The 19,970-nt window shown below is 70.7% G+C and carries 12 protein-coding genes; 4 read left to right on the forward strand and 8 right to left on the reverse strand.

Going from position 1 to position 19,970, the window contains the following annotated elements; genetic code table 11:
- Positions 1-60 precede the first annotated feature (60 nt).
- The 6 genes from GVY64_RS26850 to GVY64_RS26875 form a co-directional block, all read right to left on the reverse strand.
- The gene (locus GVY64_RS26850) at positions 61-3,894 is read right to left on the reverse strand and encodes a multifunctional oxoglutarate decarboxylase/oxoglutarate dehydrogenase thiamine pyrophosphate-binding subunit/dihydrolipoyllysine-residue succinyltransferase subunit (protein WP_159847121.1); all 3,834 of its coding nucleotides are present in this window, start codon (positions 3,892-3,894) and stop codon (positions 61-63) included.
- A gap of 106 nt (positions 3,895-4,000) precedes the next feature.
- Positions 4,001-7,834 carry an ABC transporter ATP-binding protein gene (locus tag GVY64_RS26855; protein WP_159847124.1) on the reverse strand — a complete coding sequence of 1,278 codons (3,834 nt, stop codon included), beginning with the start codon at positions 7,832-7,834 and terminating at the stop codon, positions 4,001-4,003.
- Between the two features lie 50 nt (positions 7,835-7,884).
- A complete protein-coding gene (locus tag GVY64_RS26860) occupies positions 7,885-8,667 on the reverse strand; it encodes an ABC transporter permease (protein WP_159847126.1) in 783 nt (260 codons plus the stop codon).
- Entirely contained in the window at positions 8,664-9,653 is a 990-nt protein-coding gene (locus tag GVY64_RS26865) for an ABC transporter ATP-binding protein (protein ID WP_159847129.1), read from the reverse strand. Before GVY64_RS26865 ends, GVY64_RS26860 begins: the two co-directional genes overlap by 4 nt.
- Positions 9,650-10,375 carry a hypothetical protein gene (locus tag GVY64_RS26870; protein ID WP_159847132.1) on the reverse strand — a complete coding sequence of 242 codons (726 nt, stop codon included), beginning with the start codon at positions 10,373-10,375 and terminating at the stop codon, positions 9,650-9,652. Before GVY64_RS26870 ends, GVY64_RS26865 begins: the two co-directional genes overlap by 4 nt.
- A 138-nt stretch (positions 10,376-10,513) precedes the next feature.
- Positions 10,514-11,539: a glutathione S-transferase family protein gene (locus tag GVY64_RS26875; RefSeq protein WP_159847135.1), complete on the reverse strand. Its 1,026-nt coding sequence runs from the start codon at positions 11,537-11,539 to the stop codon at positions 10,514-10,516.
- 38 nt (positions 11,540-11,577) lie between these two features.
- Here GVY64_RS26875 and GVY64_RS26880 point away from each other — a divergent pair, with 38 nt between their 5' ends.
- Both GVY64_RS26880 and GVY64_RS26885 read left to right on the forward strand, forming a co-directional pair.
- Complete coding sequence (locus GVY64_RS26880) at positions 11,578-12,372, forward strand: enoyl-CoA hydratase/isomerase family protein (RefSeq protein WP_159847138.1); 795 nt, start codon at positions 11,578-11,580, stop codon at positions 12,370-12,372.
- Between the two features lie 92 nt (positions 12,373-12,464).
- The gene (locus tag GVY64_RS26885) at positions 12,465-13,718 is read left to right on the forward strand and encodes a class I adenylate-forming enzyme family protein (protein ID WP_159847140.1); all 1,254 of its coding nucleotides are present in this window, start codon (positions 12,465-12,467) and stop codon (positions 13,716-13,718) included.
- Positions 13,719-13,725: 7 nt separating this feature from the next.
- Here the strand turns inward: GVY64_RS26885 and GVY64_RS26890 are convergent, their stop codons facing one another.
- Positions 13,726-14,472, reverse strand: coding sequence for a tyrosine-protein phosphatase (locus GVY64_RS26890; RefSeq protein WP_159847143.1), 747 nt, complete (start codon positions 14,470-14,472; stop codon positions 13,726-13,728).
- Positions 14,473-14,886: 414 nt separating this feature from the next.
- Between GVY64_RS26890 and GVY64_RS26895 the strand changes: the two genes are divergently transcribed.
- A complete protein-coding gene (locus tag GVY64_RS26895; RefSeq protein WP_159847146.1) occupies positions 14,887-15,369 on the forward strand; it encodes a TetR family transcriptional regulator in 483 nt (160 codons plus the stop codon).
- A gap of 43 nt (positions 15,370-15,412) precedes the next feature.
- Complete coding sequence (locus GVY64_RS26900; RefSeq protein ID WP_159847149.1) at positions 15,413-16,591, forward strand: amino acid deaminase/aldolase; 1,179 nt, start codon at positions 15,413-15,415, stop codon at positions 16,589-16,591.
- Here GVY64_RS26900 and GVY64_RS26905 read toward each other — a convergent pair.
- Positions 16,561-19,938 (reverse strand): AAA domain-containing protein, encoded by a 3,378-nt coding sequence (locus tag GVY64_RS26905; protein WP_236567236.1) that lies wholly within the window; start codon positions 19,936-19,938, stop codon positions 16,561-16,563. The two genes, GVY64_RS26900 and GVY64_RS26905, sit on opposite strands and share 31 nt — an antisense overlap.
- Between the last annotated feature and the right edge of the window lie 32 nt (positions 19,939-19,970).

Here is a 19,970-nt window from a genome sequence, read left to right on the forward strand (position 1 = left end):
CGAAACCGGCCCGGATCGCTCAAAGGAATGAGCGATCCGGGCCGGCGTCACAGCAGGAAACTAGCTCGTCGGTTCGAACGACTCCGCGATGATCTCCGCCTGTTCCACCGCGTGCACCTTGCTGGACCCCGAGGACGGGGCCGACATGGCTCGGCGGGAGATGCGGCGCAGCTTCGTGTTGGCGAAGCGGGCGGGGAGGGTTTCGGGGAGGTTGAGGCCGAAGAAGGGCCAGGCGCCCTGGTTGGCCGGTTCCTCCTGGACCCACGCCAGATCGGTGGCGTTGGGGTAGCCCTCCAGGGCCTCGTTCAGGCGGCGGACGGGCAGCGGGTAGAGCTGCTCGATCCGCACGATGGCCACGTCTTCGCGCTTCTGCTTGGCCTTTTCGGCGGCCAGCTCGTAGTAGAGCTTGCCGCTGGTCAGCAGGACGCGCTTGACCTTGCCGCGATCGCCGATGCCCTGCTCGTAGGCGGGTTCGTCGAAGACGGAGCGGAACTTGCTCTCGGTGAAGTCCTTCAGATCCGAGACCACGGCCTTGTTGCGCAGCATCGACTTCGGGGTGAAGACGATCAGCGGACGGCGGATGCCGTCGAGCGCGTGGCGGCGCAGCAGGTGGAAGTAGTTTGCCGGGGTGGACGGCACCGCGACGGTCATCGAGCCCTCCGCGCACAGCTGGAGGAAGCGCTCGATGCGGCCGGAGGTGTGGTCCGGGCCCTGGCCCTCGTGGCCGTGCGGCAGCAGCAGCACGACGTCGGAGAGCTGGCCCCACTTGGCCTCACCGGAGGAGATGAACTCGTCGATGATCGACTGCGCGCCGTTGACGAAGTCACCGAACTGCGCCTCCCACAACACCAGCGCGTTGGGGTTGCCCAGCGAGTAGCCGTATTCGAAGCCGACGGCGGCGAACTCGCTCAGCGCCGAGTCGTGCACCGCGAACCAGCCCGGGTTCTCACTGCCGATGTTGTGCAGCGGGGTGTACTCGTCGGCGGTCTTGCGGTCGATGATCACCGCATGCCGCTGGGTGAAGGTGCCGCGGCGGGAGTCCTGACCGGTCAGGCGCACCGCGCGGCCCTCGTCGATCAGCGTGCCGAACGCGAGCAACTCGGCGAAGGCCCAGTCGACCTTGCCCTCGTAGGCCATCTCGCGGCGCTTCTCCAGCACCGGCTTGACGCGCGGGTGCACGTTGAAGCCGTCGGGCACGTTGAGGAACGCGTCGCCGATGCGCTGCAGGATGGACTTGTCCACGGCCGTCACGACGGACGCGGGCACCGGCTGGTCGCCCTCGACCGATTCGCTCGGCCCCGGCGAGTACTTCTCCAGCTCACGGACCTCGTTGAACACCCGCTCCAGCTGGCCCTGGTAGTCGCGCAGGGCGTCCTCGGCCTCTTTCAGCGAGATGTCGCCACGGCCGATCAGGCTCTCGGTGTACGCCTTGCGGACCGAACGCTTGGTGTCGATGACGTCGTACATGTACGGCTGGGTCATCGACGGGTCGTCGCCCTCGTTGTGGCCGCGACGGCGGTAGCAGATCATGTCGATGACGACGTCCTTGCGGAACTTCTGCCGGAAGTCGACCGCCAGACGCGCCACCCAGTCGCACGCCTCCGGGTCGTCGCCGTTGACATGGAAGATCGGCGCGCCGATGAACTTCGCGATGTCGGTCGAGTACTCGGTGGAGCGGCTGTTCTCCGGAGCGGTGGTGAAGCCGATCTGGTTGTTCACCACGATGTGGATCGTGCCGCCGACCCGGTAGCCGCGCAGGCCGCCCAGGTTCAGCGTCTCGGCGACCACGCCCTGACCCGCGAACGCGGCGTCGCCGTGCAGCATGAGCGGCACGACGGAGAAGCCCTCCGGGCCGTCGCCCTTGTCCAGCAGATCCTGCTTGGCGCGGACCAGGCCCTCGAGGACCGGGTCCACCGCCTCCAAGTGCGAGGGGTTGGCGGTGAGCGAGACCTCGATCTCGTTGTCGCCGAACATCTGCAAGTAGGTGCCCTGCGCGCCGAGGTGGTACTTCACGTCACCGGAGCCGTGGGTGGCGGCCGGGTTCATGTTGCCCTCGAACTCGGTGAAGATCTTCGAGTAGGGCTTGCCCACGATATTGGCCAGCACGTTGAGCCGGCCGCGGTGCGGCATGCCGATGATGACCTCGTCGAGGCTGTGCTCGGCGCACTGGTCGATGACGGCGTCCATCATCGGGATGACGGCCTCGGCGCCCTCCAGCGAGAAGCGCTTCTGCCCGACGTACTTGGTCTGCAGGAAGGTCTCGAACGCTTCGGCCGCGTTGAGCCGGTTCAGGATGTACTTCTGCTGAGCGACCGTCGGCTTCGCGTGCTTCTGCTCGACCCGATCCTGGATCCAGCGCAGCTGCTCCACGTCCAGGATGTGGGTGTACTCCACGCCGACGTGGCGGCAGTAGGCGTCGCGCAGGACCGACAGCACGTCGCGCAGCTTCATCCGCTCCTGGCCGTGGAACCCCGCGACGTTGAACGTGCGGTCCAGGTCCCAGAGCGTCAGTCCGTGCTGGGTGACGTCCAGATCCGGGTGGCTGCGGAACTTGTCCTTGACCAGGCGCAGCGGATCGGTATCGGCCATCAGGTGGCCGCGGTTGCGGTAGGCCGCGATCATCTCCAGCACGCGCGCGCTCTTGTCGACGCCGCGCTCGCGGACGTCCTTGCGCCAGCGGACCGGCTCGTACGGCACGCCGAGACCGTGGAAGATCTCGTCGTAGAACTCGTCGGCGATCAGCAGCTGGTGGATGGTGCGCAGGAAGTCGCCCGACTCCGCGCCCTGGATGATGCGGTGGTCATAGGTGGAGGTGAGCGTCATCAGCTTGCCGACGCCCAGATCGGCGATGCGCTCGTCGCTCATGCCCTGGAACTCGGCGGGGTACTCCATCGCGCCGGCGCCGATGATCGCGCCCTGACCGTTCATCAGGCGCGGCACCGAGTGCACGGTGCCGATGGTGCCCGGGTTGGTCAGCGAGATGGTGACGCCGGAGAAGTCCTCGGCGGTGAGCTTGCCGTCGCGGGCGCGGCGGACGATGTCCTCGTAAGCGGTGTGGAACTGCCCGAAGGTCATCGCCTCGCAGCCTTTGATGGCCGCGACGACCAGCGACCGGCTGCCGTCCTTGCCGGGCAGGTCGATGGCCAGGCCGAGGTTGGTGTGCGCGGGGGTGACCGCGTTCGGCTTGCCGTCGATCTCGGCGTAGTGCCGGTTCATGTTCGGGAACGCCTTGACCGCCTGCACGATGGCGTAGCCGAGCAGGTGGGTGAAGGAGATCTTGCCGCCCCGGGTGCGGGCGAGATGGTTGTTGATGACCAAGCGGTTGTCGATCATCAGCTTGGCCGGGATGGCGCGCACGCTGGTCGCGGTGGGGATGCTCAGCGAGGCGGACATGTTCTTCGCCACCGCGGCGGCGGCGCCGCGCAGCACCTTGGACTCGTCGGCGGCGGTGTCGGCCTGCTTCGGGCCGGAGGTCGGCGCGGCGTTCGACGTAGGCGCCGGGGTGGTCTGGGGAGCGCGGGTGGTCACCGCGGCCGGCTTGGCGGCGGCCGGAGCGGGCTTGGCGGCGGCCGGGGCGGGCTTGGCGGCGGCCGGGGCGGGCTTGGCGGCGGCCGGGGCGGGCGCTTTCGGGGCCGCGGGAGTGGCGTCGTTGCGCTTGGCGTCGGCGGGCTTGGCAGCCGCTGGAGCCGGTGCGGGAGCGGCGGCCTGCGCGGGCGCGGGCTGGCTGTTGCCGGTGTCGCCGCTCGTGTCAGGCGTGTAGTCGGCCAGGAACTCGTGCCAGCTCTCGTCGACCGAGGATGGATCCTGTTTGAACTTCTGATACATCTCGTCGACTAACCACTGGTTCTGTCCGAACTGGGAAGTTGAGCTGCTCACAGCAGGTGTTCGCCTCATTTCGTTCTTCGCGCTGCGACGTTTGTGACGTGCCCGGCACGGGGATCAGCGGATTGCGCGCCGATGCGCCCTATCTGAGGATAGGCCCAGCAGCAAATCGGCGGATTCACTGACCACCCGACACCCCCGACCCTATTGTTGACGACCCGTCGTCACCCGAGAATATTCCCTCCGACGCCGCTGCCACTGCCCATAGCCGGGCATACGGTCCGCCCGCCGCGAGCAGTTCGGCGTGCGGGCCGAATTCCACGATCCGCCCGTGGTCGACCACGGCGATCCGGTCGGCGCGAGCGGCCGTGCCGAGCCGGTGCGCGACGATCACCGTGGTGCGGTCCCGGCTCAGCGATCGGCTCGCTGCCAGCACCGACGCCTCGGTGTCCGGGTCGAGGGTCGCGGTGGCCTCGTCGAGTAGCAGCAAGTCCGGAGCGACCAGTTCGGCGCGGGCGAGCGCGATCAGTTGCCGCTGCCCGGCCGACAGGCCGCGGCCGCGCTCGCCGACCGGGTGGTTCATCCCGAGCGGGAGCGCGGCGATCATCTCCGTCGCACCCACCGCCGCGGCCGCCGCGGCGATCTCCTCCGGAGTCGCGAATGGTTTCCCGAATGCAATGTTGCTCGCCACGTCCCCGGTGAACAGGTGAGCTTCCTGGGGGACGATGCCCAGCCGGGCTCGGTATTCGGCCAGCCGGTAGTCGCGCACGTCGGCGCCGTCCACCCGGATCGCGCCGGGCACCTGCGGGACCACCGAGGCTCCGTTCTTCGCCGCGGCGGCGGGCGCCGGCTGCGTGCGATCGCCCGGATCCGGCGGCAGGTCGTACAACCGGGCCAGCAGCTTGACCACGGTCGACTTGCCCGCGCCGGTCGGCCCGACCAGGGCGAGGGTGGAGCCCGCCGGTATGTGCAGCGAGACGCCGTCCAGCGCCGGAACGGGACTGCCCGCGTAGTGGAAGCGAACGTTGTCGAACGCCACCTCGCCGCGCAGCCCCGGTCCGATGGGCACCGGGTCGGCCGGATCGGCGGCGATCGAGGAGGGCGTGCGCAGCAGGTCACCGATGCGGCGCAGGCCGACCCTGGCCTGCTGGTAGCTGTCGAAGACCTGGGACAACTGCAGAATCGGCACGAACAGCAGCTCCAGATACAGCACGAAAGCGATCAAGGTTCCCGCGCTGGTCGCGCCGGAGGCGACGCCGCGCGCGCCGAAGAACACCACCACCGCCAACGCCACGTCGGCCCATCCCACGACGAACGCGAAGTACAGCGCGATCGCCCGCTGGGCGCGCAACCGGCTGTTGCGGTAGCGCTGCGAGTATTCGGCGAAGCGACGGGCGGCGCGCGGCTCGTGCCGGTTGGCCTGCACCGCCCGCAAGCCGGTGACGTTCTCCTGGAAGTCGGCGTTGACCACGGACACGTGCTCGCGCGACACGGTGTAGGCGGTGGAGGAGACCCGCCGGAACAGCACCGTCGCGATCAGCAGGGCGGGGACCGTCGCCAGCACGACGAGCGCCAGGGAGATGTCGATGACCAGCAACGCGACCGTGATGCCGACCAGCGTCAGCAGGCCGACGAGGGTGGTGGCGACTCCGGTCTGCAGGAAGGTCGACAGCGCGTCGACGTCGGTGGTCATCCGCGTCATGATCCGCCCGGACAGTTCGCGTTCGTAGTAGTCCAGGCCGAGTCGTTGCAAGTGCGCGAAGCTGCGGACGCGCAGGGCGAACAGCACCTGTTCCCCGGTGCGCGCGGTGAGCAGCGTGGTGGCCGCGCCGACTGCCCAGCCCGCCGCGGCCAGGACCGCGCCGAGCAGCGTCGCGCGCACCAGCGCTGCCGCATCGCCGCCGAGCACGCCGCCGTCGATCGCGTAGCGCACCAGCGGCGGGAAGGCGATTGCGATGGCCGCGTCCGCGGCGAGCAGCGCCATCACGGTCAGCACCAGCCGACGGACGGGGCGCAGCAGGCGGGCGAGCCGGAAACGCGGATCCGGCCGGCGCAGCCGCTGCGCGTCCATGCCCGGCTGCTCGGTGGCGGGTGGCAGGAGTTCGATGGTGCGGCGCAGCTCGGGTGTCTCGCTGATATCGGCCGCCGCGCTGCCGAAGCGGCGACCGGCGGACCTGTCGAGCGCTCGCCCGTCGGCGGCGGGGGTCGCGTCCACGTGCGGCTCGGGCGGCGTGAGGTGCCCGGCCGGCGCGGGCAGCCGGATCACACGGTCGGCGTGGGCCAGCGTGGATTCCCGATGCGCGAGGATCAGCGTCGTCCGGCCGCCGCGGTCGGGCAGCGCGTCGAAGATCGCGGCCTCGGTCACCGCGTCCACGGCGGAGGTGGCGTCGTCGAGCACCAGGATGCGCGGGCGGGCCAACAGCGTCCTGGCCAGCGCGATCCGCTGGCGCTGGCCGCCGGAGAGGGTGAGGCCGCGCTCGCCGACCACCGTGTCGTAGCCGTCGGGCAGTTCGGTGATGAACTCGTCGGCCGCGGCCTGGACGGCGGCCTGCCTGATCTCCTCGTCGGTGGCCTCCGGCCGGCCCAGTGCGATATTGGCCGCGATGGTGTCGGAGAACAGGAAAGGATCGTCGAAGACGACGCCGATCGCGGCCCGCAGGTCGGCGGCGCGCACGTCGGCGATGTCGACGCCGGTGGTTTCGGCGGACCTGGTCCCGGCGGGGGAACTCGCGCGCGCGAACGCGTCGCTCGCGCCCGCGTGCGCTGGGGCGTCGGTGAACAGCCGGATGCTGCCCGCGTCCGGCGCGTAGAACCGGGGGAGCAGCAGGGCGAGTGTGGACTTGCCCGAACCCGCCGGGCCGATGACCGCCACCGTCTCGCCGGGCCGTACGCGCAGGTCCAGTTCGTGTAGCACCGGACGGTCGGGATCGAAACCGAACGTCACGGCGTCGATCTCGATGCCGAGCGGTCCGTCCGGCAGCTCCACGGGCCGCTCGGGGTCGGCGATGACCGGCGCGGTGTCGATCACTTGGAAGACCCGCTCGGCCGCCGCCCTGGTCAGCTGGGCCATGACGATCACCGAGGAGAGGATCCGCGCGGTGCCGGTCATCACGGCGACATAGGCGGCGAACGCCACGAAGGTGCCGATGCCGATGCTGCCGTGCAGCGCGAGCAGGCCGCCGAGCGCGATCACCGCGACCATCCCCACCTGCGGAATCGTCGCGACGGTCGGCGCGAACCCGGCGTCGATCCGCGCGGCGCGCATCCGCTCCGCGAACAGCTTGCGACCGTGCCGCTCCAGCAGATCGACCATCCGCGCTTCTTGACCGAAGCCCTTGACCACCCGCACGCCGGTGACCGTCTCCTCGACGTGCTGAGCGAGATCGGCGGCGCGCTGCTGCGCCGACCAGGTCGCCGCGTGCAGGCGCGGGCGCATCCGGTAGACCACCAGGCCGATCGCGGGCACCACCAACAGCGCTACTGCGGCCAGCGGCGGGGAGAGCCAGATCATGACCGCGGCGGCGAGCCCGAACTCCAGCAGCGCCATGCCGGACAGGGGGACCATCGCGAGCAGACCTTGGACCAACTGGAGATCGGTGATCGATCGGGACACGACCTGCCCGGTGCGCAGGGTGTCCTGTCCCACCCCGTCGAGCCGCTGCAATGCGCCGAGCAGGTGCACCCGCAGCGCGTGCTGTACGTCCAGCGACAGCCGTCCGGCCAGCCAGCGCCGCCCGAATCCGGCCGCGGACCGGCTGACGGCCAAGACGAGGATCAGCCAGGCGACGGCGGTGATCGCCGCCGTGTCACCGATCCCCGCCGCGTCGACGGCCCGTTTGGTCAGCAGCGGTCCCGCGGTTTCGACGATCGCCCCGCCGAGTACCGCCGCCGCGAGCCCGGCCAGCACGGCGCGGTGCGGTAGGCATTCGGCCCACAGCCTGCGTATCCAGCCCGGTCTGCTTCCCCCGTCCACGTCGTGCGCTCGCCCCCTTTGTCGTACCGCGTTCGTCATCGACGGTACCGACACCGACCGACAAGCCGTTGTTCCCTATCGGCTCTTCATCACAGGTCGCTGGTGCGCAGGCTCCACCAGCTCGCGGCGCCCAGACCGATGGTCCACAGCAACAGGACCACGACGGCGGCCGGGGCCGGAGCGAGCACGTCGCTGTCGGGATAGGAGCCGACCGCTACCGTGCCGACGGTGGCGGAAAGGGGCAGCACGGTGACCACGCCCGGGATGCCGAGACCGCGCGCGATCAGCCAGATCAGCGGTTCGGCCAGCACGATCCAGCCCAGCAGCAGCGACACCGCCCTGGTCGAGGACCGCAGCAGGATGCCCGCGCTCGCGCCGATCAGCGACCAGCAGCCCGCGGCGAGCAGCCCGCCGCCGAGCACCGCGAAGAACTCCCCGGTGACGGCGAATTCGCCATGCCCGGCAGCGAACAGCGCGGCGACCGACACCAGTTCCACGGCGACCGCCGCCGCCAGGGCGCAGCACCCGATGACCAGGAATTTCGCGGCCGCGATCCGGTCGCGGTCGCCGCTGAACAGTGTGGTCACGGCCATGCTGTGATACCGGTACTCCGCCCCGGTCGCCACCGCGCCGAAGACGGCGGCCGCCAGCACGACCAGCGCCAGGCCGACGTAGAGCCCGATCGTCGCAGCGCCCGTGGCCGGCTGGCCGCGCGGATCCGGCGGCCCGGCCAGGCTCGCCGACACGAGGCTCGCGAACAGTGCCACGGCGAGCAGCGCGGCGGCGAGCGCCCGGCCGCGCGGCATCGCGACGACCTTGCGCACCTCGGAGTTGACGTTCGGCACCAGGACCGCGGGCAGGATGGCGATCATCGTGGGATTCCGTAGGGCATCGGCGAGGGTGGCTGGGCGCCGGGCGCGGCGAGGCCCGGATAGTGCGGCGCGGGCGCGGCGGTGGGTTTGGTCAGCGACGCCAGCACGCGGTCGGGATGGATGGGGTCGGGCACGATGCTGTCGATCCGCACCTGCGCCGCGGTGGCCGCCGTCCTGATCTCTGCTTCGGTCGCCTCGGCGACGGCGAGGCGACCGTCCGGCCGGATCACCGCGTCGGTGAATCCTCGGGCCGCGAGCATGGTGGCCAATGCGATGGGGGTGGACGCGGCGACGACCAGCCGGTCCGGATGCCCGCGGCGCAACCGCGCCGGCGTGCCCTGGTACACCACCGCGCCTTCGTTCAGCACGACCAGCTGGTCCGCGGCGGGCAGTACGGCGCCGAGGCTCTCGCTGGTCAGCAGGACGCTGCCGCCGCGACGGGTATGCCTGCGCAGGAAGTCCTGCAACCAGCCGCGTTCGGCGGCGTCCAGCCCCTCCATCGGCTCATCGAGCACCAGCAGCGGGGGATCGCCGAGCAACGCGGTGGCCAGGGCCAGCCTGGTCTGCTGCCCGATCGATAGAACGTCGATCTTCGCCGAGGCGTGTTCGTCCAGGCCCACCAGTTCGAGCACCTCGGTCACCCGGCTGTCGCCGACGTGCGCCGCGGCGGCGTAGATCCAGAGATGATCCCGTGCGGTGTGGGCCGGATGCAGGCCGCGTGGCGCGAGAACGCCGCCGATCACAGCCGCGGAGCCCGCGCCGTCCCGCCGGGAACCGGACCCGCCGACGGACGCGGTTCCGCCGGTGGGGGCGACCAGTCCGAGCAGCACTCGCAGGATCGTGGTCTTGCCCGCGCCGCGCGGACCCACCAGCGCGGCGATGGCGCCCGAGGGGACGGTGAAGCTGACGTCCGTCAGCGCGGTCGCCAGCTCGTACCGCTTGGTCAGGCCACGGACCGCGAACGCGATCGGCCGCGTCCCGCTCATTGTGGCGTGGCCGGCGGGCGCGGCTTCGCCGGGTCGATCGCGGTGAGCGGATCGGCGTCGATGACCAAGTGCCCGGGCCAGGTGGCGGGCGGGGGCCCGAATGCCTTGCGCGCGTTGGTGATCGTGGCCTTGCCCAGCGCCCGGTTGCCCGCGCCGCCGATCACGGCGCCGATGCCTGCGGGCAGCACCTTGCCCGCCATCAGCGCGGCGCGCTTGGTGATGAACCGGACGATGAACCGTTTCAGCAGCGAGTCGTTCATGCTGGACAGTCCGGGGATGCGGTTGGCGAAAGCCGTGCCCCAGTTCTTCGCGGAGCTGCCGACGCTCTTCTGCACGATCTGCATGCCGCTCTCGCCCAGCACGACCGCCAGCACCAGCGCCCTGCGCTGCTCCTGGTCCTCCGGGGTGATGCCGTGCACCGAGGCCACCGCCAGGGTGAACACGGCGGAGGCCTCCATGAAGAAGGTGGTCTCCGCGCTCACCGCCGCGATGGCCGCCACGGTGCCGACGCCGGGGAGGGCGGCGGTCGCGCCCACCGCGCTGCCGCTGCCGGTCACCGCTAGCAGGTACTGCTTCTCCAGCCGGTCGATGATCTGCGCTGGGCTTTCCTCCGGATGGGAGCGGCGGATTCGGTCCACGTATTTGGCGACCGCGGGGGCCTGCAGGCGGGACCCGGTGTCGAGCAGTTCGACCACCGTCTTCTCGAACGCGCCTTTGAGCATCGGCGGCATCCTCCTCTTCCGGTCTGCTGGGTAGAACTGTATGGCACCGGTTGCCGTCAGCTCGTCATGACAACGAAGTACCCAGCCGCATCGGTTCCACCGGCGGCTGCCCGGCTTTCGACTCGGACGGGTGCGCCCCTACTCGGGGGTGTGGATGGCGGGCACGCGTTCGCCCAGCGGCGGCGGGGGCGGCGGGGTTCCGTCGCCGAACGGACTGCCGCCCAGCGCCTCCCGGCCGTGCGGGGTCAGCCAGTTCGACAGATCGGGGCCCTTGGGAACTATCCCGGTGGGATTGATGTCCCGGTGCACGACGTAGTAGTGCGTCTTGATCTGCCCGAAGTCGATGGTGTCGCCGAACCCGGGGGTCTGGTACAGATCGCGCACGTACGCCCACAGCACCGGCATCTCGCTGAGCTTGGACCGGTTGCACTTGAAGTGGCCGTGGTACACCGCGTCGAACCGGACCAGCGTGGTGAACAGCCGCACGTCGGCCTCGGTGATCGTGTCGCCGACCAGATACCGTTGCGCGGCAAGGCGTTCGGACAGCCAGTCCAAGCGGCGGAAGAGCCGGTCGTAGGCGGTGTCGTAGGCGTCCTGCGCCCCGGCGAACCCGCAGCGGTACACGCCGTTGTTGACGTCGCGGAACACCGCGAGGTTCACCTCGTCGATCTCCGCGCGCAGCGGCTCGGGGTACAGCTGTGGCGCGCCGGGCCGGTGATGCTCGGTCCATTCGGTGGAGAAGTCGAGGGTGATCTGCGCGTAGTCGTTGGTGACGACCTGCCCGGTGGGCACGTCCACGACAGCGGGCACGGTGATGCCCCGCGGGTAGTCCGGGAATCGGGCCAGGTAGGCGTCGCGCAGCCGGGGGATGCCGAGCACCGGGTCGACGCCGCCGGGGTCCAGATCGAAGGTCCAGCTGAGCTTGTCGTGCGTGGGTCCGCACAGGCCGAGTGAGAGCACCGGTTCGAGCCCGAGCAGACGACGCACGATCAGCGTCCGGTTGGCCCACGGGCAGGCGCGGGCCGCGACCAGCCGATAGCGCCCCGGCTCGACCGGGTAGCCGTCGCGGCCGTCGGCCGTGATCCGGGTGGTGATGTAGTTCGTGTCCCTCTTGAACTCGCCGGGCTCGACGTAGGAACCGCTTTCACTGGCCGACTTGGTCACATCGACAGTCTTCCAGATCCACCTCGTACGCTGACCGGATGAGTGAAACGAAGGCCACCCGCCTGGAACGCGACTTCACCGACGGCGGGGCGGAGGTGGCGACCCTCACGCTGGACCACCCGCCGCTCAACCTCTTCGACCGGTCGATGCTGGACGCGCTGATCGCCGACGTCGCCGAGCTGTCGGCGCGGCCGCCGCGCGCCCTGCTGCTGCGCGCCGAGGGCAAAGTGGTGTCCGGCGGCGTCGACGTGCACGTCTTCGACGGCCTGACCCCGGAGCAGGGCGCCGAATTGTGGCGCACGTTGTTCGCGCAGATCATCCACCCGCTGGAGGCGCTGCCGTGCCCGGTGGTGTTCGCCGCGCACGGGTTGACCCTGACCGCCGCCTTCGAGATCGCCCTCGCCTGCGACATCCTGCTCGCGGCGCCGAAGGCGAAGTTCGGGTTGGTGGAGATCGTGGTCGGGCTGACCCCGTCGATGGGCGGTCCGCAGCGTCTGGCCGAACGCGCAGGCTCGGGCCGGGCCCGCGAGTTCGTGATGACCGGCGACCTCTACGACGCGGCGACCATGGCCGAGTGGGGCGTGGTCAACGCCGTGCACGAGGACCTCGACGCCGCGGCGCGCGCGCTGACCCACCGGCTGGCCGAGGGCCCAACGCAGGCCAACGCGGCGACCAAGAAGATCATCGGGGCCTGGCGTTCCGGCGGTGTGGCACATGCCGATTCGGTGACGCCCGAGGTGTCCGGGGTGCTGTTCGACACCGAGGATCTGAAGGGCGGGGTGCGCAGTTTCCTCGAGCAGGGTCCGGGGAAAGCTCGCTACGCGGGCCGGTGACAGCTGGGACACGTTCATCGCCTATTCCAGCGAAGTTGTGACATGCGTCATATAGTCGCAGTGCCTGATACCTCGAGGCACGCGGAGGACGAATGTCGCAGTTGCTCGTCGAATATCCCCTCACCGGCCCGCACGTCTGGGACAACCCGCTAGCCCGGGGCGCCGACGGAGTGCTGCGCTACGGAAACCTCACGCCCGCGCTGACCGAACTCCTGGATCTGCAAGTGCACGCGTTCGGTACCCGCGAAGCCGTGGTCGAGATCGGCGGCCCGCGCCTGACCTACCGGGAGCTGTGGCACTCGGCCTCGCGGATCGCGGGCGGCTTGCAGGAGCACGGGATCGGATACGGCGACCGGGTCGCCGTCCACATGCCCTCCGGCGCCCGGTGGGTGCAGGCATTCCTCGGCGCCTTGCTCAGCGGCGCGGTCCCGGTGCTGGTGCACGACGGGCTGCCCGAGGCGGTGGCCGAGCGCGTGATCGCCGACAGCCGTGCCGATTTCGTGCTCGGCCACCAGGGCGCGGAGACCGAGTTGCCCGACGGCGCCGCCTACATCGATGACGGAGCGGCGCTGGGCGACATGGCGCTGCTGTCCTACACGAGCGGGACGTGCACTCCCAAAGGGGTGGAGCTGACCAACGAGAATCTGCTCTCCGCCGTGCGCTCGGTGGTCGCGGCGCTCGACCTGCCGACTGACGGCCTGCGCAACCTGGTGCTGCTGCCGTTGGCGCACGCCAGCGGCTGCGTCGACCAGCTGTTGCCGACCTTCGCCGTCGGCGGCACCGTGGTCCTCACCCGGGACATCCGCGGCATGGCCGAGGCCATCACCGCCGAGCGGATCGACATGGTCTCCGCGACTCCGCGGATCTTCGCGGGCCTGCTGCCCGCGCTCGCGGAATTGCGCGCCGAGGGGCTGTGCACCGAGGGCATCGCGCGGATCAGCAAGGCCGGTCATCGGGCCGAGCGCGCCGCGTCGCCGGTCGCTCCGGTCGACCTCACGGCCGAACTGCGCGGCGTGTTCCCCGCGGCCCGGCAATGGTCGGTGTGGGGCGCGACCGAGACCAGCGGGATCGGCCTGGCGGTGGACGACGCCGAGCAGGCGGACTCGTCCGATGCTGCCGCGGTGCTCGGTTTTCCGTTCGGCGGAACGGAATTGGCGCTGTGGGGTCCGCGCGCGCGGGCGGGGCACGGCGAGTTGCTGTGTCGCGGTCCGAATGTCACTCCGCGCTACTGGAACGACCCCACCACGACCGCGGAGCGATTCACCGGAACGTGGTTCCACACCGGCGATCAGGTGACGATCGACGCCGACGGTTTGGTGCGCAGGGGCGCGGTGCCCGCCGAATGACGCGGGCTCACTCCAGCATTCGTTCGCGCAGTCGCGCGAGGAGAGCGGGCGTCAGCCCGATGGCGGCGAGATAGCCGTCCAGACCGCCGTGCAGCTCGCGCATCGACGCGGTGGCGATGTCCAGGTATTCGTCACGCACGCCGAGCAGGTCGATCGAAAGTTCCTCGCCGGCCAGCAGTTTCGTCGTCATAAGGGCGCGCAGCGCGGGGACGGCGCCGTTGCTGAGCAGGTAGTCGGCCTGGACGTCGGCCTCGATGACGCCCACCGCGCGCAGCAGCGTCGCGACGGCCCAGCCGGTGCGGTCCTTGCCCGCCGCGCAGTGCACCAGCACGGCGCCTTCGCCCCGCAGCACGGACTCGGCGAGCGAAGCGATGGCGGCGTGCGCCTCCGGCAGCGCCGGGAACATCCGGTAGACCTCGAGCATGTGCGCGTAGGCGGTCCGCGCGGTCGCCTCGTGCGGCGGGGCCTCGGCCATCCTGGAGTCGAACGGCGTGATGGCCAGCCGGACGTCCGCGGGCAGCCGGTCGGCTCCGATGTGGTCGATCTCGCGCTGTCCGCGCAGGTCGTGGACCGCGCTGACGCCCAGTTCGCGCAGCGCGGCATGGCCGGCGTCATCCAGGCCGCTGAGCTGAGCCGAGCGCAGCAGGACGCCGGGACGCACCTTGGCGCCGTCGTCGGTGCGCAGCCCGCCGGTGTCGCGGAAGTTGAACGTGCCGGAGAGGAAGTACTGGTCGGCGGGGGGCGAGAGAGTCACCGATCCAGGCTATCCGCCGCGCGGAACGAAGAGGTGTCGATACTGGATCGGACCTCACACGATAGGCTGACCGATTTGGGCGGTTTCCCTGTGGTATTTGCCACAGGATTTGGGTTGCCGGCCGACTGGACCGTACCGTTGTCCATGGTCTGCCGAGCGGCGACGGGACGCCGAGATCCACCGTCATAGCGGGATTTCCGGGCGACACGGCAGGATTTCATACCGGTCCCGGTTGGGTAACAAAACATTCTTCCAGTCTGGAATTACCCATCGAACCCGTTCTCAAACCCCGAAAACGCACTACCATTGATGAACGTTGGACCGGGCAGCCGAGGTGTTTCCCGATGTTGCCCGCCCTGTTCAGCGAGTCGCGCCATCGGAGGTGCGCGAGTTCTTTCGCCGAGGGAGTCGTCGTTGAGCGCACGTGGAGAAGTAATAACAGAGATCCGGCTACGACCCGCCGTCACGGACGCGGTCGAAGCGGCGGCCGCCACGCTCGACTACAAGGGCCTGCGCGCGCTGCGGGTGTTGCTGCACGCCGGGGTCAGTGCCTACTGGCCGCTGGTCAAGGCCACCCCGGATAAGCAGATCAGATCGTACGAGATGACCTTGGAGGCGCTGCGCGCCCGCTGGGAGGTCAGAAGCGGTTGCTTCCCCGATCCGATCGCGACGGAGTTCTACCGTGAGAAGGACGCGGAGGTCACCGCGTTCTTGAAGCTGTGCGCCGAGCGATCGGGGACGCAGTGGCTGGAGCCGGTGGAGGCGATCGCCTGCAACGTCGTCTCGATCGTGCAGGGCACGGTGCTGCGCTGGCTGGCCGATTGCAACGACGAGACCATGCTGGTGGTGCTCGACGAGATGGTCAGCGGACTGGCCACGAAGGCCGCGGAGATCTGACAAGTACTGGACGTTTGACCAACTTGGTGGTTGAGTTGTCCTGGTGACCGAGACGTCGCCGATCGCGGGGCTGCACGCGGCCACCGCCGACCTGGATCCGCCGCTGGCCGCCCTCGACCTGCCCACGCTGCGCGCGAACGCCGCCGACCTGGTGCGTCGCGCCGCAGGCACTCCGGTGCGTGTGGCCAGCAAATCCGTGCGCTGCCGCGCCGTGCTCGCCGAAGTCCTCGGCGCCGATCTCACCGCCTCCGGCGGTTTCGCCGGCATCATGTCCTACTCCCTGCGAGAAGCCCTCTGGCTCGTGCGCCACGGGGCGCGCGACGTGCTGCTCGGCTATCCCAGCGTGGACCGCGCGGCGCTGGCGGAACTGGCCGGCGACGACATCGCCCTGCGCTCGATCACGCTGATGATCGACGATGCCGCGCAACTCGACCTGATCCGCGCCGCCGTCGGCACCGACCGGGTGCGACCACGGGTCTGCCTGGACGTGGACGCGTCGCTGCGCATCGGCCCGCTGCACCTCGGTGTGCGCCGTTCGCCGATCCGCACGCCGCAGGAGGCCGCCGCCCTGGCGGGCGAGGCGTCGCGGCGTGGTTTCGACGTGGTGGGCGTGATGACCTACGAGGCGCAGATCGCGGGACTGCCCGACACCAACCTCGCGGTCCGCTTGGTGAAGCGGGCGTCCGCAGCGGAGATCCGCAAGCGCCGGGCCGAGGTGCTCGACGCGGTCCGATCCGTGACCGGCAAGCCGGCGATCGTCAACAGCGGCGGCAGCGGATCCATCGAAGTCAGCGTCGCCGATCCGGACGTCACCGAGGTGACCGCCGGGTCCGGTCTGTACGTGCCCACACTGTTCGACGGCTACCGGTCGTTCACCCCGCGGCCCGCGCTGTATTTCGCGATGCCTGTGCTGCGCAGGCCCGCGTCCGATATCGCCACCGTCTTCGCGGGCGGCTACATCGCGTCCGGCCCCACCGGATCGTCGCGCGTACCCAAGCCGGTGTGGCCGCGCGGGCTGAAGCTGCTCGGCACCGAGGGCGCGGGCGAAGTACAGACCCCCTTGTCGGGCGGCGCGGAACTCCGGGTCGGCGACCGGGTGTGGTTCCGGCACGCGAAGGCCGGCGAATTGTGCGAGCGGTTCGACACCGTGCATTTGGTCGACGAGGACGGTTCCCGCGTCGGCGTGCCGACCTATCGCGGCGAGGGCGTCTGCTTCGGCTGAGAGGCGTCGGTCAGCCGCAGGAAGGCGCCGAGATCGGCGAGTTCGTCCGTGGTCGCGGGCAGATATTCGGTGAGCAGTGGTGAGCGGATGACGATCGCCTTCCACATGGCGCGGCACAGCGCGTGCACCACCCCGCGCGACAGCAGTGACGGCATGCCGTAAGGAGCGTCGGCGGGGCTCGAGGTCGTCATGGACAGCAACACCACGGCCGCCTCCCGGCCGCGGAAGCGATCCGGGGTGCCCACCAGGACGTCTTCGATCTTGGCGCGGGCCAGCAGCGTCCGGATGCGCCCTACCTGGGCCGCGTACGGCGCGACCACGAAGATGTCGTGCGGGTGCAGTCTGCGGGTGGTCGCGCCGATCGTCCAGGACATACCGAGCAGGGCGCGGACCCGGCGCACCACCTCGCGCGCCTCCGCGGGCGAGGTGGTGGCGTTGCCGTAATGGTCCACCAGGACGGTGTCGACTCCGGGCTGCTCGCCGTCCAGCCGCCGGGCCAGCGTGACCGTCTCGTTGGCCCGCAGGCGGCCGTCGTAGTACAGGCGGGAGACCGGTGCGCAGACCGCCGGGTGCATCCGCCAGGTGCGGTCCAGGAAGTAGCCGCGCTCGGTGGGCAGCGTCTGACGTCCCTCGGCCAGCCAGCCGAGCACCGATTCACCGACCGGAGCCGGGTGGACGCCGCGGGCGCTCGTGGCCACCGGATCGCCGAGCAGCAGCAGATTGCGCGCGCTCGCCGCGACGGACACGGTCTCGGCCAGCGGGAAGCGGCCGGCGTCGGCGATCACGAGCAGGTCCAGGCCCACACGCGGCACCGTACTCTCGTCCGCGAAATCGGCCGGGCCACCGCCGAGGACGCACCCGCTGATCGCGTTGTCCAGGAATCGCGGGTAGCGGGCGGCATCGATCACCACCCACTCCGGGGCGACCGTCGCCGCGTCCTTCTTGGCGACCAGTTCCGGCAGGACGCCCGCCCGCACGACCGCGTCGAGCAGGTTCTCCACGGTGGCGGATTCGTAAGCGACGACGCCGATCCGCCACTTGTTCCGCGTGATGAGCCGCTCCAGCACGCGGGCGGCGGTCGCGGTCTTCCCGGTGCCCGGTGGGCCCTGCACGGCGACGTAGGAGTGGTCGAGGGCGCACAGCGCGGCCGTGATCGCCGCGGCGTAGTCGCCGTGCACCTCGGGCAACCGGGCGTCGCCGTGCAGCCGGGGCGGGCGGCGCGCCAGGATGTCGAAGACGGCCGCGCGCGGCGTGTCCGGCAAGGTCATCAGCAATTGCTGCGCCGCGAGCTCGATGGCCGATGCGGCGTTCTCATCCCATTCCGGCAGTCCGGGCGCGATCGCCGAGGGCAATTCGTCGTACGGTTCGCACCCCTCGGGCAGCGATTCCTCCAGCCGGACGGTGTCGTCGAACTCGGCGTCCACCGAGCAGCCGAGAACCGTGGCCGTCGCGGTGGCCCGCAGGCCCGGAGCGGTGACCATGCCTGCCGGCATCGGCTGGTCGTAGAAGGTGTAGACGGTGGTACCGGGAGTGAGCGCGCTCGCGCCCGGCGCGCCGCTCGAACCGGTGCCGATCCGGCCGTTCAGGGTCAGGTAGCGCCGCATCGCCGGACGATCGGGGCGGCGATGCCACTTGGTGTCGACGGTGCCCCAGTCGGCGACCAGGACTCCCGGCGCGTCGGCCCATTCGTCCACCGGATGGCTGAGCCGGTCGGCGTGCGCCCACCACAACGGCTGCCGTTCGCGGCGGTGGTAGCCGAGCGCGGCGGCCGTCAGCGCGGCGGGATGCAGCCGATCCCCTTGCGCGGCGGCGTATTCCGCGAGCGCGGCCTCCAGTGACGACGGCCGGGACGACGGCGGCGGTGCGGCCGCGCCGGGGATCGCCGCGGTGTGCCCGGACTCGGCGGGCAGGGTCCGCGGGGCGACACGCTGCTCGGCCGCACGATCGAGCAGCCAATCGCGCAGCCGCAGCACGGTGCGGCAATCGCGTTCGTCGGACGTATCGGCCGGGCCGGGAAGCAGTCGGCGCAACCCGCTGAGCCGGTAGGACGACTCGCCGACGAGCAGCGCGCCGCGCACGATCGGATACAGATCGACCAGAACACCCCCGCCCAGCAGTTCGTCCACCAGTTCCTCGTTGACGCCGTGGCGTCCGGTGCACCGCAGCAGCGCCGTGCGCACCGCGGCGGAGTAGTGGTACACGTGCAGGTCCGGCGAGATCCGGCGACGCTGGGTCAGATAGTCCAGCACCTGCTCGAGCACCCGGCGCTCCGCGGCCGCGGCCTGCCGGGGGTCGGTCGAATCGCTCGGCCCGCGCAGCGAGAGATGCACCGTGTCGGGGCCGCCGACCTCCACGACGAGCGGAGCCCGGCCGCCGCCGGCGATGGTGAGCGAGAGGTCATCGGGGGACGGCGCGGGCAGCGCCCCGAGCGCGGCCGCGTCGAGCAGCGTGTGCGTGGGCGTTCCCGAAAGCTCCCGTCGCAGCTGGATTTCCGCCTGGCGGCGCAACGCGGAGACCGTCCGCGGCGGCACGCCGGGCACCGCGGCATCGGTGGTGGCCAGCCGGTCGATGGTGGTCACCCCCGCTTCGCGCAGGCGGGCGCGGGCGGCGGACGGCATGCCTGCCACGAGCAGCAGGTCACGCGCGGCGGACAGGGCGTCGGTGCAGGTACGGCAGCGGCCGCAGGCCGGATAGCGGGGATCGCCCCACTGCACGGGCAGTAGTTCGCCGAGCTTCTCGTCCACGATCCGTTCCACCCGCCGCCTGCGCGCCCGATACAACGGAAGAAGTTCGCTCAGCGCCCGGGCGCTGCTCTCCGCGCCCCGATGCAGCCGGACCAGCGGCGCGGTGAGCGCGCCCGAGCGGTCGAGGGCTTCGGCGCAGGCGGCGAGCTCGAGCGCGGCGGCGACCCGGTCCGCCGTCGTGGGCGCGATGCCGTGCACGGTGTAGCGGACCCGATGTTCCGCCCGCACCAGGAACTCGGCGGCACAGTGGAATCGGCCGTCGAAGAAGGCCGCGCCGTGCACCACGTGGGCGCCGGAGCGCAAAGCGGTGACCGTGTCGGCGTGCGCGGCGGTCAGGGCCGCGACATACCGGCCGGGATCGCTCGGATCGTCCGGGGGCCGGTCGATCTCGACCACAGCGCCGCCGAACCGCGTGCGGTAGTCGTCGAGCAGGCGTTGGCGGACGTCATCGGTTCCCGGCGCGGGCTCGTCTCCCGGTGCGGCGCTGCGGGGTTCGGCCGGGATGGTGCCGAGTTCGGCGTCGAGGGCGCGCAACAGCGCGAACTCGCAGTGCGCCGCGCGGACGAGATCGACGGTGGTGCAGACGACACGATCACCGAACACGAACAAACGCGGCCCTCCTGTGTCTTCGCGGG

It is taken from the genome of Nocardia sp. CY41, assembly GCF_009829325.1.
Classification (GTDB): domain Bacteria; phylum Actinomycetota; class Actinomycetes; order Mycobacteriales; family Mycobacteriaceae; genus Nocardia.

Bases quoted from the DNA above. Each gene is read 5' to 3' on its own strand.
- GVY64_RS26855 (WP_159847124.1), bottom strand. From the start codon at position 7,834: ATGACGAACGCGGTACGACAAAGGGGGCGAGCGCACGACGTGGACGGG.
- GVY64_RS26880 (WP_159847138.1), top strand. From the start codon at position 11,578: ATGAGTGAAACGAAGGCCACCCGCCTGGAACGCGACTTCACCGACGGC.
- GVY64_RS26860 (WP_159847126.1), bottom strand. From the start codon at position 8,667: ATGATCGCCATCCTGCCCGCGGTCCTGGTGCCGAACGTCAACTCCGAG.
- GVY64_RS26885 (WP_159847140.1), top strand. From the start codon at position 12,465: ATGTCGCAGTTGCTCGTCGAATATCCCCTCACCGGCCCGCACGTCTGG.
- GVY64_RS26870 (WP_159847132.1), bottom strand. From the start codon at position 10,375: ATGCTCAAAGGCGCGTTCGAGAAGACGGTGGTCGAACTGCTCGACACC.
- GVY64_RS26850 (WP_159847121.1), bottom strand. From the start codon at position 3,894: ATGAGGCGAACACCTGCTGTGAGCAGCTCAACTTCCCAGTTCGGACAG.
- GVY64_RS26865 (WP_159847129.1), bottom strand. From the start codon at position 9,653: ATGAGCGGGACGCGGCCGATCGCGTTCGCGGTCCGTGGCCTGACCAAG.